Source organism: Streptomyces endocoffeicus (assembly GCF_016741935.1).
GTDB classification, from domain to species: domain Bacteria; phylum Actinomycetota; class Actinomycetes; order Streptomycetales; family Streptomycetaceae; genus Streptomyces; species Streptomyces endocoffeicus.
The window spans coordinates 22170-37631 of sequence record NZ_JAERRG010000057.1; the positions used below are offsets into that span (position 1 = coordinate 22170).

A 15462-nucleotide genomic window follows, 5' to 3' on the forward strand; every position below is an offset into this window, starting at 1 on the left:
GTGGCCAGCGGCGTTTGCTGACCTCTGTGGCTGAGGCGTGGACCCACGGCGCGACCGTGGACTGGACCCGCCTGGTTCCCCAGGGCAGTCCGATCACTTTGCCGACGTATCCGTTCCAGCACCGCCGCTACTGGGCCTCCGGCGGCGCGACCAGCCGTGGCAACGCGGAACATCCGCTGCTGAACAGCGCGGTGCGGCTTGCCGAGGACGCCGGCTGGGTGCTGTCGGGGCGGCTGTCGGCCGGGACCAGCCCGTGGCTGGCCGACCACGCCGTATCGGGCACGGTGCTGGTACCTGGCGCGGCGCTGGCGGAGCTGGTGCTGCACGCCGGGGAGCGCGCCGGATTGCCGGCGATCGGAGAGATCACGTTCGAGCAGCCGCTGGTGCTGGACGGCGCGGCCGATGTCCAGGTGCGGGTCGACGGAGAGCAGGCGAGCGTGTTCTCCCGGGCGGGTGAGCGGTGGATCCGGCACGCCACCGCGACCTTGGCCGATCCCGCCGGGACGGTGGAAGGCCTGGACGGGCCGTGGCCCCCGGCCGGCGCGCGGCCGCTGCCCGTCAGCGACGCTTACGAGGCCATGGCGGCGCGCGGCTACGAGTACGGCCCGACGTTCCGTGGCCTGCGGGCCGCCTGGCGGCTCGACGAGGACCTGTACGCCGAAGTGGAACTGCCCGCCGACGACGCCCAGGACGGGTTCGCGATCCATCCGGCCCTGTTGGACGCCGCGTTGCACGTCCTGATCGCCGCCGCCGAGGATGGTGACGAAATCGGGTTGCCGTTCGCCTGGCGGGACGTACGGCTGCACGCGACCGGGGCGACGGCGCTGCGGGTGCGGCTGAGTCCAGCCGGTCCGGACGCCGTCTCCCTGCTCGCCGCCGACGGCGAGGGTCAGCCGGTCGTCTCGGCCGCGTCGATGATGGCCCGCCCGACTGACACCGCTCGGCTCACGACCGGCACCGGTCCGGGCCTGCTGACGTTGGAATGGGCCCCGTTCAGCCTCGGGTCGGCGCCGGAACAGGCCTGGGTCCCGGTCGGCCCCGACCTGGACCTGCCCACGGATACGGACGGGCCACTCTTCGCCTTGGCCGAGTTCGCCGACGTGCCCGCGGCGTTGGCCCTGGTGCAGGCCTGGCTGGCCGGAGAACATCCGCCCGGGTCGCGGCTGGCGGTCCGTACCCGTGACGCGGTTGCCGCGGTCGAGGGCGATACGGTCGCGGGGTTGGCCGCGTCGGGAGTCTGGGGCCTGGTCCGTTCGGCGATGGCCGAGCACCCTGACGCGGGCTTGGTGCTGCTGGACCACGATGGCCGTCCCGAGTCCGAGGCGATGGTTTCCGCCGCTCTGGCGACCGGGGAGAGGGAGCTGGCGCTGCGTGACGGGGCGGTGCTGGTGCCCCGGCTGCGCCGTGCCGTTTCCGGCGACGGCGCGGTCCCGGTGTTCGACCCCGAAGGCACGGTGCTGATCACCGGTGGGACCGGGACGTTGGGCGGTCTGGTCGCCCGGCATCTGCTGGACACGTACGGGATCCGGGATGTGGTGTTGGCGAGCCGGTCCGGGCCGGATGCGCCCGGCGCCGGCGAACTCGCTGCCGAACTGGAAGCGGCCGGGGCCCGCGTGCGGATCGTCGCCGCGGACCTGTCCCAGCGCACCGCGGTCGACGCGCTGGTGGCGGACATCCCAGGCCTGACCGGGGTGGTGCACGCCGCCGGCATCACCGAGGACATGTCCGTGACCTCACTGACCGGGCCGCCGCTGGAACGGGTGCTGGCGGCCAAGGCGGACGCGGCCCGGCACCTGCACGAGGCCACCGTCGGCCGCGACCTGGGCCTGTTCGTGCTCTTCTCGTCGCTCGCCGGGCTACTCGGCGGTCCGGGACAGGCCAACTACGCCGCGGCCAACACCTACCTGGACGCCCTGGCCGCCCTTCGGCGGTCCCAGGGACTGCCCGGCGTCTCCATCGCCTGGGGCCTGTGGGAACAGCGCAGCGCGCTGACCGGAACGCTGACTCAGGCCGACCAGGCCCGGCTGGCCCGCGGCGGCGGTGTCGCGCTGAGCACCGAGCAGGCGCTGCGGCTGTTCGACGCCGCGCTGGCCGGCGCCTCGCCGGTGGTGGCGGCCGGCCTGGACCTGGACGCGGCCCGGACTACCGCCACCGCGGGGTTCGCGCTGCCCTCGGTGCTCGGTGACCTCGTCCGGGCGCCCCGCCGGGCCGCCGCGGGGACGCGGGGAGCCGACACCTTCGGCCGTCGCCTGGCCGGCCTGGGCGAGACCGAGCGGTCGCGCTTCCTGCTCAATCTGGTGCGCGAACACGCCGCGGTGGTTCTCGGCTATGACGAGGCCGCGAGTGTGCGCGCCGATCAGGCGTTCCGGGACTTCGGCTTCGACTCGGTGACCGCGGTCGAGTTGCGCAACCGGCTGGCCACCGTGACCGGGCTGACGCTCCCGGCCACCCTGGTCTTCGACTACCCGACGTCCCGGGTGCTCGCCGAGCACCTGCTGCATATGGCGATCGGTGCGCCGAAGGACCCAGAGGAAGCGCGCATCGAGGAGGCCATCCGCGCGATCCCCGTGTCCCGGCTACGCGACGTCGGACTGCTGGACGTCCTTCTCGAACTGGCCGACACACCGACCAACGGCAACGGCAGCGGCGACGGCAATACCAATGGCAACGGCAATACCAATACCAATACCAACGGCAATGGCAGTGGAAACGGCCACGGTGGTGCGCCATCGGCGTCCCAGATCGACGAGCTGAGCTCCGACGACCTGATTCGCATGGCACTGGAGGAGAACGAATGACTGACAGCGCCGGCAATCAGAAGCTCCTCGAAGCACTGCGGGCTGCGCTCAAGCAGAACCAGCGCCTCAAGTGGGAGAACGAGCAGCTGAGCAGCGCGGCCGAGGAGCCGGTCGCGATCGTGTCGATGGCGTGCCGCTATCCCGGCGGAGTCGCCTCGCCGGAAGACCTGTGGCGGGTGGCTGCCGACGGTGTGGACGCGATGGGCGACTTCCCGACGGACCGCGGCTGGGAGACCGAGCCGGCCGGGTACGCGCGGGTGGGCGGCTTTCTGTCCGGTGCGGCGGACTTCGACGCGGAGTTCTTCGGGATCTCACCGCGTGAGGCGGTGGCGATGGATCCGCAGCAGCGGCTGCTGCTCGAAGTGTCCTGGGAAGCCCTGGAACGAGCCGGCCTGGACCCCTCCCGAATGCGCGGCTCCGACACCGGGATGTTCGCCGGACTGTCCTTCCAGAACTACGCCTCCCGGCTGCCCGACGAAGGCGCCGGCGGATTCGGACTGACGGGCAACGCACCGAGTGTGGCGTCGGGCCGGGTGTCGTACGTGCTGGGCCTGGAGGGCCCGGCCGTGTCGGTCGATACGGCGTGTTCGTCGTCGCTGGTGGCGATGCACCTGGCCGCGCAGGCGCTGCGGAACGGCGAGTGCTCGCTGGCGCTGGCCGGCGGGGTGACGGTACTGGCGACGCCGGGAGTGTTCGGGGAATTCGCGGCACAGGGCGGCCTGGCCTTCGACGGCCGGTGCAAGCCGTTCTCGGCCGCCGCCGACGGTACGGGCTGGGGCGAGGGCGTCGGGGTGGTGCTGCTGGAGCGTCTGTCGGAGGCTCAGCGGCTCGGGCATCCGGTGCTGGCGGTGCTGCGCGGCAGCGCGGTGAACCAGGACGGGGCGTCCAACGGGCTGTCCGCCCCGAACGGCCCGTCGCAGGAGCGGGTGATCCGGGCGGCGCTGGCCGGCGCGGGACTGTCGACGGCGGACGTGGACGCGGTCGAGGGACACGGGACCGGGACCGCGCTCGGCGACCCGATCGAGGCCCAGGCGCTGCTGGCCACCTACGGGCAGAACCGGCCGGAGGACCGGCCCCTGTGGCTGGGAGCGGTGAAGTCCAACATCGGGCACACCGCGGCGGCGTCGGGCATGGCCGGCGTGATCAAGATGATCGAGGCGATGCGGCACGGGACGCTCCCGCCGACGCTGCACGCCGATGAGCCGTCGCCGCAGGTGGACTGGTCGGCGGGGCTGGTGCGGCTGCTCACCGAAGCACGTCCGTGGGAGTCCGACGGGCGCCCGCGGCGGGCAGGCGTGTCGTCGTTCGGTATCAGCGGCACCAACGCCCACGTGATCCTGGAAGAAGCCCCCGCCGAGCCGGCCCTGGAACCGGTCCCCGGGCCGGGCCGGCCGGTGGTGGCGGGCGAGGCGGTGCCGTGGGTGTTGTCGGCCAAGTCGGTCCCGGCGCTGCGGGCGCTGGCGGCCCGGCTGGCATCCGACGTCCCGGCCGGGGCCGACATCGCGGATGTGGCGGTGTCGCTGGCCCAGTCGCGAGCGGGCCTGGAATACCGGACGGTGGTCCTGGGCGCTGACCGCGCGGAGCTGGACGAGGCTCTGACTCGGGTCGAGCCGGGCACGGACCTGGCCGGAGTCGAGCCCGACAGCGGCGACGTGGCTTTCGTGTTCCCGGGTCAGGGTTCGCAGTGGCTGGGGATGGGCCGCGAGTTGCTGGCCGGCTCACCGGTGTTCGCGGGGTTCGTGGCCGAGTGCGAGCGGTTGGTGGACTTCCCGCTGCGCGACGCTCTGGTGTCCGGGGTCGGCCTGGAGCGGGTTGAGGTGGTCCAGCCCGCGCTGTTCGTGATGATGGTCGGCCTCGCCCGCGTATGGGAAGCGGCAGGGGTCGTCCCGTCAGCAGTGGTGGGCCATTCCCAGGGTGAGCTCGCCGCGGCGTGCTTCGCGGGGGCTCTCTCGCTGGAGGACGCCCTGGGACTGGTGACCGCCCGGGGTCGGGCGCTGGTGGAGTTGGCGGGCACCGGCGGGATGCTGTCGGTCGCGGCGGCCCCGGAGGTCGTCGAGGGCATGCTGGCCGACGGGTTGGTGATCGCGGCGGTCAACGCGCCCGGGCAGGTGGTGGTCTCGGGCGCGCCGGAGCCGCTGGACGCGTTGGCGGCGCGCTGTGAGGCGGCGGGGATCCGGGCCCGTCTCGTCGATGTGGATTACGCGAGTCATCACCCGTTGGTCGAGCAGGTGCGGGAGCGGTTGCTGGCGGTGCGGGTGTCGCCGCGTCCGGGTCGGGTGCCGTTCTATTCGGCGGTGACCGGCTCGGTGGTGGATACCGCGGGTCTTGATGCCGCGTATTGGTGGCGGAATCTGCGGGAGCAGGTGCGGTTCGCGCAGACCGTGGCGGCGATGCCGGTGGCCGGGTTCGTGGAGGTGTCCCCGCATCCGGTGCTGGTGCCGGGGATCGAGGGTCGTTGGGCGGTTGGTTCGCTGCGCCGCGATGACGGTGGCCAGCGGCGCCTGCTGACCTCTGTGGCTGAGGCGTGGACCCACGGCGCGACCGTGGACTGGACCCGCCTGATCCCGGTCGGCCGTCGGGTGGCGCTGCCGACGTATCCGTTTCAGCACCGCCGCTATTGGGCGTCCGGTGGCGGGACGGGCCGGGGCGGCGCGGGTCATCCGCTGTTGCAGTTGGCGGTCGAGCTGGCCGAAGACGCCGGCTGGGTGCTGGCGGGACGGGTATCGGTCGGGACCAGCCCGTGGCTGGCCGATCACGCGGTCTCGGGCACGGTGCTGGTACCCGGTGCGGCGTTGGCGGAGCTGGTGCTGCACGCCGGGGACCGGGCCGGCCTGCCGGCGATCGGGGAGATCACCTTCGAGCAGCCGCTGGTGCTCGAGGGCAGCGGCCCGGTCGATGTGCAGGTGTCGGTCGAGGGCGGTCAGGTCGCCGTGTTCTCCCGTACGGGGGAGCAGTGGACCCGGCACGCGACCGCGGCCCTGGCCGATCCCGCCGGGACGGTGGAAGGTCTGGACGGCCAGTGGCCCCCGGCCGGGGCACAGGCCCTCCCGGTCGGCGATGTCTACGAGGCCATGGCGGGTCGCGGGTATGAGTACGGGCCGGCGTTCCAGGGCCTTCAGGCGGCCTGGCGGCTCGGCGAGGACCTGTACGCCGAAGTGGAACTGCCCGCCGCCGCGGGCGACGTTCAGGACGGCTTCGGGATTCATCCGGCGTTGCTGGACGCCGCCCTGCACGCGATGATCGTGGCCGCGGAGGACAGCCACGAGGTGCGGTTGCCGTTTGCGTGGCGTGATGTGCGGTTGCATGCGACTGGTGCGTCGGCGTTGCGGGTGCGGTTGAGCCCGGCCGGGTCGGACGCGTTCTCTCTGCTGGCTGTTGATGGTGAGGGGCAGCCGGTGGTGTCGGCGGCGGCGATGGTTTCCCGCCCGGCCGACACCAGCCGGCTCTCCGGCCCCGGCACGGGCGCCGGGCTGCTGTCGCTGGAATGGGCGCCGCTGAGCCTGGGATCGGCTTCGGAGCAGGCCTGGGTCCAGGTGGGCCCGGAGCTGGATCTGCCCGAGGTGATGGACGAGCCGTTGCTTGCGTGGGCTGAGCCGGCTGATGTGTCCGCGGCTTTGGCGCTGGTGCAGGCGTGGCTGAGGGCTGGTTACCCGGCCGGGTCCCGGCTGGTGGTCCGTACCCGTGACGCGGTCGCGGCAGCGGCGGGTGACACCGTGGCCGGTTTGTCGGCGTCCGGTGTCTGGGGGCTGGTGCGGTCGGCGATGGCCGAGCATCCGGACGCGGGCCTGGCGTTGCTCGACGACGACGGTCGTCCCGAATCCGCTGAGTCCCTCAGCGCCGCCCTGGCCACGGGCGAAAGGGAACTGGCCTTGCGGGCCGGCGCCGTACTGGTGCCACGACTGCGCCCTGTGCCCGCCGGCCTGGAACTGCCGGCCGGTCCGGAGGCGTGGCGACTGGAGTGGGCCGAGGGCGGGGACCTGGACAAGGTGCGGGCCGTCCCCGCGCCGGACGCCGAGCGGCCGCTGGAACCCGGTGAGGTCCGCATCGCGGTCCGCGCGGCCGGAGTGAACTTCCACGACGTCCTGTCGGCGCTGGGCATGCTGCCCGGCGACCACCGGCCGCCGGGCGGCGAGGGCGCCGGGGTTGTGGTCGAGGCCGGCCCGGAGGTGACCGGCCTGTCGGTCGGCACGCGGGTGATGGGGCTGATGGCCGGGTTCGGCCCGCTGGCCGTGACCGACGCGCGGCTGGTGACGCCGATCCCGGACGGGTGGAGCGACGTCGAGGCGGCCGGGACGACGATCGGGTATCTGACCGCCTACCACGCCCTGTTCGAACGGGCCCAGTTGCGCTCGGGCGAACGCGTGCTGATCCACGCGGCGTCCGGCGGTGTGGGTATGGCGGCCGTGCACCTGGCGCTGGCGGCGGGGGCGGAGGTGTTCGCGACGGCCAGCCCGGCCAAGCAGGCCGCGGTGGCGGCGCTGGGCGTGACGCGCATCGCCTCTTCGCGTACGGCGGACTTCGCCGAAGAGTTCGGCCAGGTCGACGTGGTGCTGAACTCGTTGACCGGCGAACTGCTGGATGCCTCTCTGGGGATGCTGGCCGAGGGCGGCCGGTTCGTGGAAATGGGCAAGACCGACATCCGCGATTCCCGCCAGGACGCCTTCGACCTGGCGGAAGTCGCGTACGCGAACCCCGACCGGGTCGCCGCGATGTGGCCGCGGGTCCTGGAGACGGCCGTACCGCTGCCGACGACGGCGTGGCCGGCGGCGCAGGCGGGTGCGGCACACCGGTTCATGAGCCAGGCCCGGCACGTGGGCAAGATCGTGCTGCGTATCCAGGCCGCACCGCAGCCGGACGGCGCGGTGCTGATCACCGGCGGGACGGGGACGCTGGGCGGTCTGGTCGCCCGGCATCTGGTGGACCGGTACGGGATACGGGACTTGGTGCTGGCCAGCCGGTCCGGGCCGGAGGCGCCGGGCGCGGCCGAACTCGCGGCCGAGCTGGAGGCGGCTGGGGCGCGGGTGCGGATCGTGGCCGCGGACCTGTCCGACCGTGCCGCGGTGGACGCGCTGGTGGCGGACATTCCGGAGCTGGCAGGGGTGATGCACACCGCCGCCGTGCTTGAGGACACTCCGGTCACGTCGCTGACCGGCGAGTCGCTGGGCCGGGTGCTGGCCGCGAAGGCCGACACGGCCTGGCATCTGCACGAAGCGACCGCAGACCGGGATCTGCGGATGTTCGTGCTGTTCTCGTCGCTGTCCGGGCTGCTCGGCAATCCGGGGCAGGGAAACTACGCGGCGGCCAACACCTACCTGGACGCCCTGGCCGTGTACCGGACGGCCCTTGGGCTGCCCGCGGTGTCGATCGGCTGGGGCCTGTGGGAGCAGACCAGTGCCTTGACCGGTGCGCTGACCGGGGCCGACCGGGCCCGGCTGGCCCGTGGTGGCGGTGTGGCGCTGTCCACCGAGCAGGCACTGCGGCTGCTGGACGCGGCGATGGCCGGCCGTGAGCCCGTGGTGGCGGCGGGCCTGGACGTGAGTGCGGTTCGGAGCGCGATCGCGGCGGGGCCGCCGGTGCCGGCGGTGCTGCTCGGCCTGGGCCGGGCACCGCGGCGGGCCGCTGTGGCCGGGGCTGGTGGCGGGGCGCTGGCCCGTCGTCTGGCCGCGTTGCCGTCGGCGGAGCATGTGCGGATCGTGCTGGATCTGGTGCGTGAGCACGCCGCGGTGGTTCTTGGCCACGGTGACGGTGACGGCGCCGGTGTTCCCGCTGACCGGGCGTTCCGGGATCTCGGCTTCGACTCGCTGACGGCGGTGGAGTTGCGGAACCGGCTGGCCGCGGCGTCCGGGCTGACGCTGCCCGCCACGCTGGTCTTCGACTACCCGACCCCCCGGGTTCTGGCCGAGCATCTGGTGGGGCAGGTGACCGGGGTGGCCCCGGCCGCCGCGGAGATCGCCCCGGCCTCGGCGGCGACCGGTGACCCGATCGCGATCGTGTCGATGGCCTGCCGTTACCCCGGTGGCGTGTCCTCGCCCAAGGACTTGTGGCGGCTGGTCGCCGACGGTGTGGACGCGATGGGCGACTTCCCGACGGACCGGGGCTGGGAGACCGAGCCGGCCGGATACGCGCGGGTGGGCGGTTTCCTGTCCGGCGCGGCGGACTTCGACGCGGAGTTCTTCGGCATCTCGCCGCGCGAGGCCGTGGCGATGGATCCGCAGCAGCGGCTGCTGCTCGAGGTGTCCTGGGAGGCGCTGGAACGAGCGGGCCTGGACCCCTCGGGCCTGCGTGGTTCGGACACCGGGGTCTTCGCCGGCCTGGTCGGCCAGGACTACAGCTCGCGACTGTCCGTGGCTGACGGGAACGGCTTCGAGCTGACCGGGAACGCGCTGAGCGTGGCGTCGGGCCGGGTGTCGTACGCGCTGGGCCTGGAAGGTCCCGCGGTGACAGTGGATACGGCGTGTTCGTCGTCTCTGGTGGCGATGCACCTGGCCGCTCAGGCACTGCGCAACGGCGAATGCTCGCTGGCCCTCGCCGGAGGCGTGACCGTACTGGCGACGCAAGGAGTGTTCGCCGAGTTCACGCGGCAGGGCGGCATGGCAGCCGACGGCCGGTGCAAGGCGTTCTCGGCCGAGGCGGACGGCACCGGCTGGGGCGAGGGCGTCGGCGTGGTCGTGCTGGAGCGCTTGTCGGAGGCGCGGCGACTCGGGCATCCGGTGCTGGCCGTGCTACGCGGCAGCGCGGTGAACCAGGACGGGGCTTCCAATGGCCTGTCGGCCCCGAACGGCCCGTCCCAGGAGCGCGTCATTCGCCGGGCGCTGGCCGATGCCCGGCTGACTCCAGCTGATGTGGACGCGGTCGAGGGGCACGGGACCGGGACCACGCTCGGGGACCCGATCGAGGCTCAGGCACTGCTGGCCGCCTACGGACAGGACCGGCCCGAGGACCAGCCGTTGTGGCTGGGGTCGGTGAAGTCCAACATCGGCCACACTCAGGCGGCGGCCGGTGTCGCCGGTGTGATCAAGATGGTCGAGGCGATGCGGCACGGGATGCTGCCTCCGACACTGCACGCGGGTGAGGCGTCGCCGCATGTGGAGTGGTCGGCCGGGGATGTGCGGCTGCTGACCGAGGCCCAGCCGTGGGATTCCGACGGGCGGCCTCGTCGGGCCGGTGTCTCGTCCTTCGGGATCAGCGGCACCAACGCCCACGTGATCCTGGAACAGGCGCCGGACACGGTTCCCGCGCTACCCGCGCCCACCCAGCCGGCGGTGACGGGTGATGTGGTGCCGTGGGTGTTCTCGGCCCGGTCGGAGGCGGGGCTGGCGGCGCTGGCGTCGGACGTGGCCGAGTGGGCCGAACAGCGGCCGGACGTGGCGGCGGCGGATGTGGCCGTCTCGCTGGTACGGGGCAGGGCGGGCCTCAACTACCGCGGCGTGCTGCTGGAGCCGAGCGGGCCGCTGCTGTCCGGCCGGGCGGCGGACGGCGACGGTGTGGCGTTTGTCTTCCCGGGTCAGGGGTCTCAGTGGCTGGGGATGGGCCGTGAGCTGCTGGCGAGCTCGCCGGTGTTCGCCGAGTTCGTGGCCGAGTGTGAGCGGTTGGTGGACTTCCCGCTGTGGGACGCTCTGGTGTCCGGGGTCGGGCTGGAGCGGGTGGAGGTTGTTCAGCCTGCTTTGTTTGTGATGATGGTCGGCCTGGCCCGGGTGTGGGAGGCCGCGGGGGTCACCCCTTCGGCCGTGGTGGGTCATTCGCAGGGTGAGCTCGCCGCAGCGTGTTTCGCGGGGGCCTTGTCGTTGCAGGACGCCCTCGGTCTGGTCATCGCGCGGGGTCGGGCGCTGGTGGCGTTGGCGGGTACCGGCGGGATGCTGTCGGTGGCGGCGGCTCCCGAGGCGGTCGAGGGCATGCTGGCCGACGGCCTGGTGATCGCGGCGGTCAACGCGGCCGAGCAGGTGGTGGTTTCGGGGGCGCCGGAGGCGCTGGACGCGTTGGCGGCGCGGTGTGAGACGGCAGGGATCCGTGCTCGGCGCGTCGATGTGGATTACGCGAGTCATCACCCGTTGGTGGAGTCGGTACGGGAAGAATTGTTGGCGGTGCGGGTGTCGTCGCGGGCAAGCCGGGTGCCGTTCTACTCAGCGGTGACCGCCACGACGGTGGACACCACGGAGTTGGACGCGGGCTACTGGTGGCGGAATCTGCGCGAGCAGGTGAAGTTCGCGCAGACCATAGCGGCGATGCCTGTGGCCGGGTTCGTGGAAGTGTCCCCGCATCCGGTGCTGGTACCCGGGATCGAGGGGCGTTGGGCGGTCGGCTCGCTGCGCCGTGACGATGGCGGCCAGCGGCGCCTGCTGACCTCTCTGGCTGAGGCGTGGACCCACGGCGCGGTGGTGGACTGGACGCGCCTGATTGCCGGCGGGACGCCGGTGACGCTGCCGACGTATCCGTTCCAGCACCGCCGGTATTGGGCGTCGGGTGGCGGCACTGGCCGTGGCAACGCCGGGCATCCGCTGCTGGACAGCGCGGTGCGGCTGGCCGAGGACGCCGGCTGGGTGCTGTCGGGCCGGGTGTCGGCAGGGACCAGTCCGTGGCTGGCCGATCACGCGGTTTCGGGGACCGTGCTGGTGCCGGGTGCGGCGTTGGCGGAGTTGGTGCTGCACGCCGGGGATCGGGCTGAGCTGCCGGCGATCGGGGAGATCATCTTTGAGCAGCCTCTGGTGCTCAATGGCGGCCCGGTCGATCTGCAGGTGTCGGTCGAGGGCGGTCAGGCGGCCGTGTTCTCCCGTACTGGGGAGCAGTGGATCCGGCACGCCACCGCGACCCTGGCCGACCCGGCCGGGACGGTCGCCGGCCTGGAAGGGCAGTGGCCCCCGGCCGGGGCGCAGGCTCTTCCCGTCGGTGATGTCTACGAGGTCATAGCGGCTCGCGGGTATGAATACGGCCCCGCGTTCCGTGGCCTGCAAGCCGCCTGGCGGCTCGGCGATGACCTGTACGCGGAAGTGGAACTGCCCGAACTGCCCGCCGGGGACGCTCAAGACGGGTTCGGGATCCATCCGGCGCTGCTGGACGCCGTGCTGCACGCCCTTCTCGCCGCCGCGACCGACGACACCGGGCAGCGGGTCCTGCTGCCGTTCGCGTGGCGGGATGTGCGGTTGCACGCGACGGGGGCGTCGGCGTTGCGGGTGCGGTTGAGCCCGGCCGGGTCGGACGCGTTCTCCCTGCTGGCCGCCGACGGCGAAGGCCAGCCGGTGGTATCGGCGGCGGCAATCGTCTCCCGCCCCGTGGACACCAGCCGTCTCACCCCCGCTCCCGCTGCCGGTGTCGGCCTGCTCGCCCTGGAATGGGCACCGCTCGGCCCCAGCCCGGAACCGGGCTCCGACCAGGCCTGGGTCCAGGTCGGCCCGGAGCTGGACTTGCCCCAGGCCGCGGACCGGCCGGTATACGCCTCGGCCGAGCCCGCTGACCCGACCGTCGCGCTGGCTCTGGTGCGGGCGTGGCTGGAGGCCGGGTACCCGGCGGGTTCCCGGCTGGCCGTCCGCACCCGCGAGGCAGTTGCCGCGGCTGATGGCGACACGGTCGCCGGGCTGGCGAGCGCGGGGATCTGGGGCCTGGTCAGGTCGGCGATGGCCGAGCACCCGGATGCGGGCCTGATGCTGCTCGACGACGACGGCCGCCCTGAATCCGATGCGGTTGTCGCTACGGCGCTGGCGACCGGTGAGAAGGAACTGGCGCTGCGCGACGGGGCGGTGCTGGGGCCCCGGCTGCGCCGGGCTGCCTCCGGCGACGACGCGGTCCCGGCATTCGACCCCGAGGCCGCGGTGCTGATCACCGGCGGGACCGGGACGCTGGGTGGTCTGGTCGCCCGGCATCTGGTGGACGCGTACGGGATCCGGGATGTGGTGTTGGCGAGCCGGTCCGGGCCGGAGGCGCCGGGCGCGGCCGAACTCGCGGCCGAGCTGGAGGCGGCCGGGGCGCGGGTGCGGATCGTGGCCGCGGACCTGTCCGACCGTGCCGCGGTGGACGCGCTGGTGGCGGACATCCCCGATCTGGCCGGGGTCGTGCACACCGCGGGGGTGCTCGAGGACACCCCGATCACGTCGCTGACCGGCGAGTCGCTGGGCCGCGTACTGGCCCCCAAGGCGGACGCCGCCCGCCACCTGCACGAGGCCACCGCCCACCGTGACCTGCGGATGTTCGTGCTCTTCTCGTCGCTGTCGGGGCTGCTCGGCAACGCCGGGCAGGGCAACTACGCGGCGGCCAACACCTACCTGGACGCCCTCGCCGCCCGGCGGCGGGCCCTCGGCCTGGCGGCCGTGTCCATCGCCTGGGGGCTCTGGGAGCGGCGCAGCGCCCTGACCGGTGCGCTGACCGCGGTCGACCAGGCCCGGCTGGCCCGCGTCGGCGGCGTCGCTCTGCCGACCCAGCAGGCACTGAGCCTGCTGGACCGCGCGCTGACCGTCGGCCGGCCGGTGGTCGCGGCCGGCCTGGACACGAGCGCGGTCCGCGGCGTCATCGCGGCCGGTACGTCGATTCCAGCGGTGCTGAACGATCTCGTCCGCACGCCGCGGCGGGTAGCCGCGTCGAGGGCCGCCGACGGGGCGATGGCCCGTCGCCTGGCCGCCCTCAGCGAGACCGAGCGGGCGCTTGTCCTGCTGGACCTCGTGCGCGAGCAGGCCGCCGCGGTGCTCGGCTACGACCAGGCCGCGAACATGCCGGCCGACCGTGCCTTCCGCGACCTCGGCTTCGACTCGGTCACCGCGGTGGAGCTGCGTAACCGGCTGGCCGCGGCGGCCGGGCTGGCGCTGCCCGCCACGCTGGTCTTCGACTACCCCACACCGCAAGCCCTGGCGGACTACCTGGTGGCCCAGGTGACCGGCGCGGCCCCGACCGCGGTGGAGATCACCCCGGCGGCCCCGCGGTTGGTCGGCGAGCCCATCGCGATCGTGTCGATGGCCTGCCGCTTCCCCGGTGGGGTCGCCTCGCCCGAAGACCTCTGGCAACTCATCGAGGACCGGGCCGACGCGATGGGCGACTTCCCGGCCGACCGCGGCTGGGAGACCGAGCCCGCCGGGTATGCGCGCGTGGGCGGTTTCCTGTCCGGTGCGGCGGACTTCGACGCGGAGTTCTTCGGGATCTCGCCGCGTGAGGCAGTGGCGATGGACCCGCAGCAGCGGCTGCTGCTCGAAGTGTCCTGGGAAGCCCTGGAACGCGCGGGCCTGGACCCCTCCGGGTTGCGGGGCTCCGACACCGGCGTCTTCGCCGGCCTGGCCATGCAGGACTACTCCTGGCGTCTGCCGGCGGGTGACGCGGGCGGATTCCGGATGACCGGCAACGCGTCGAGCGTCGTCTCCGGCCGCGTGGCCTATACCTTCGGCCTGGAGGGCCCGGCGGTCACGGTTGACACAGCCTGTTCGTCCTCCTTGGTGGCGATGCACCTGGCCGCGCAGGCGCTGCGCAACGGTGAGTGCTCGCTGGCGCTGGCCGGGGGCGTGACGGTGATGGCCACCCCGGCGGCGTTCGCGGAGTTCGCGCTGCAGGGCGGCCTCGCGGCCGACGGGCGGGTCAAGGCGTTCTCGGGTACGGCGGACGGCACGGCCTTGTCCGAGGGCGTTGGTGTGGTGGTGCTGGAGCGTCTGTCGGAGGCTCGGCGGCTCGGGCATCCGGTGCTGGCGGTTCTGCGGGGCAGTGCAGTGAACCAGGACGGGGCGTCGAACGGCCTGTCGGCGCCGAACGGCCCGTCGCAGGAACGTGTCATACGCCGGGCGCTGGCTGATGCCCGGCTGACCCCGGGCGATGTCGATGTGGTCGAGGCGCACGGGACCGGCACCACGCTCGGGGACCCGATCGAAGCGCAGGCGCTGCTGGCCGCCTACGGGCAGGACCGGCCCGACGACCGGCCGTTGTGGCTGGGATCGGTGAAGTCCAACATCGGGCACACCTCGGCGGCGGCCGGCGTGGCCGGTGTGATCAAGATGGTTGAGGCGCTCCGGCACGGGACACTCCCGGCGACGCTGAACGCCGATGAGCCGTCGCCGCATGTGGACTGGTCGGCCGGAGATGTGCGGCTGCTGACCGAGGCCCAGCCGTGGGATTCCGACGGGCGGTCTCGCCGGGCCGGTGTCTCGTCGTTCGGGATCAGCGGCACCAATGCACACGTGATCCTGGAGCAGGCTCCCGTTGAGCCGGTCGCGGCTCCGTCGGTGCCGCCGGTGGTGACTGGTGGTGTGGTGCCGTGGGTGTTGTCGGCGCGGTCGGATGTGGCGTTGCGGGTGTTGGCTGATCGTCTGGTGTCGGTTGTCCCGGCCGGGGCGGGGATCGTGGATGTGGCGGGGTCGCTGGCGCGGGGCCGGGCGGGGCTGGAGTTCCGGGCGGTGGTGCTGGGCGTTGACCGTGAGGAGCTTGGGCGGGGTCTGGCGGCGGTGGAGTCGGTCGGGGCGGTGGTGCGGGGTCCGGTGGCGTGGGTGTTCCCGGGTCAGGGGTCGCAGTGGGCCGGTATGGGTCGTGAGTTGGCGGAGTGTTCGCCGGTGTTCGCGGCGGTGTTGGACGAAGTGTGTGCGGTGGCGGATCCGTTGTTGGGCTGTTCGCTGCGGGAGGTGATGTTTTCCGGCGCCGAGGTGCATCAGACCGCGTTTACGCAGGTGGCGGTGTTCGCGTTCGAGGCCGCTTTGGCTGCGGTGGC

General features: G+C 73.2%; 2 protein-coding genes (1 of these 2 cut by a window edge). Both read left to right on the top strand.

What is annotated here, in order from left to right; all coding sequences use genetic code 11:
- On the top strand, positions 1-2798 hold the 3' portion of the coding sequence (locus tag JK364_RS56500; protein ID WP_230993837.1) for a type I polyketide synthase. The gene continues 18085 nt to the left of window position 1, outside the view; the window shows 2798 of its 20883 coding nt (coding positions 18086-20883); the start codon falls outside the window, past its left edge; its stop codon occupies positions 2796-2798.
- Positions 2795-15462: type I polyketide synthase (locus JK364_RS51375; RefSeq protein ID WP_201858379.1), on the top strand; the 12668-nt coding region annotated here is incomplete at its 3' end. The genes JK364_RS56500 and JK364_RS51375, both read left to right, overlap by 4 nt.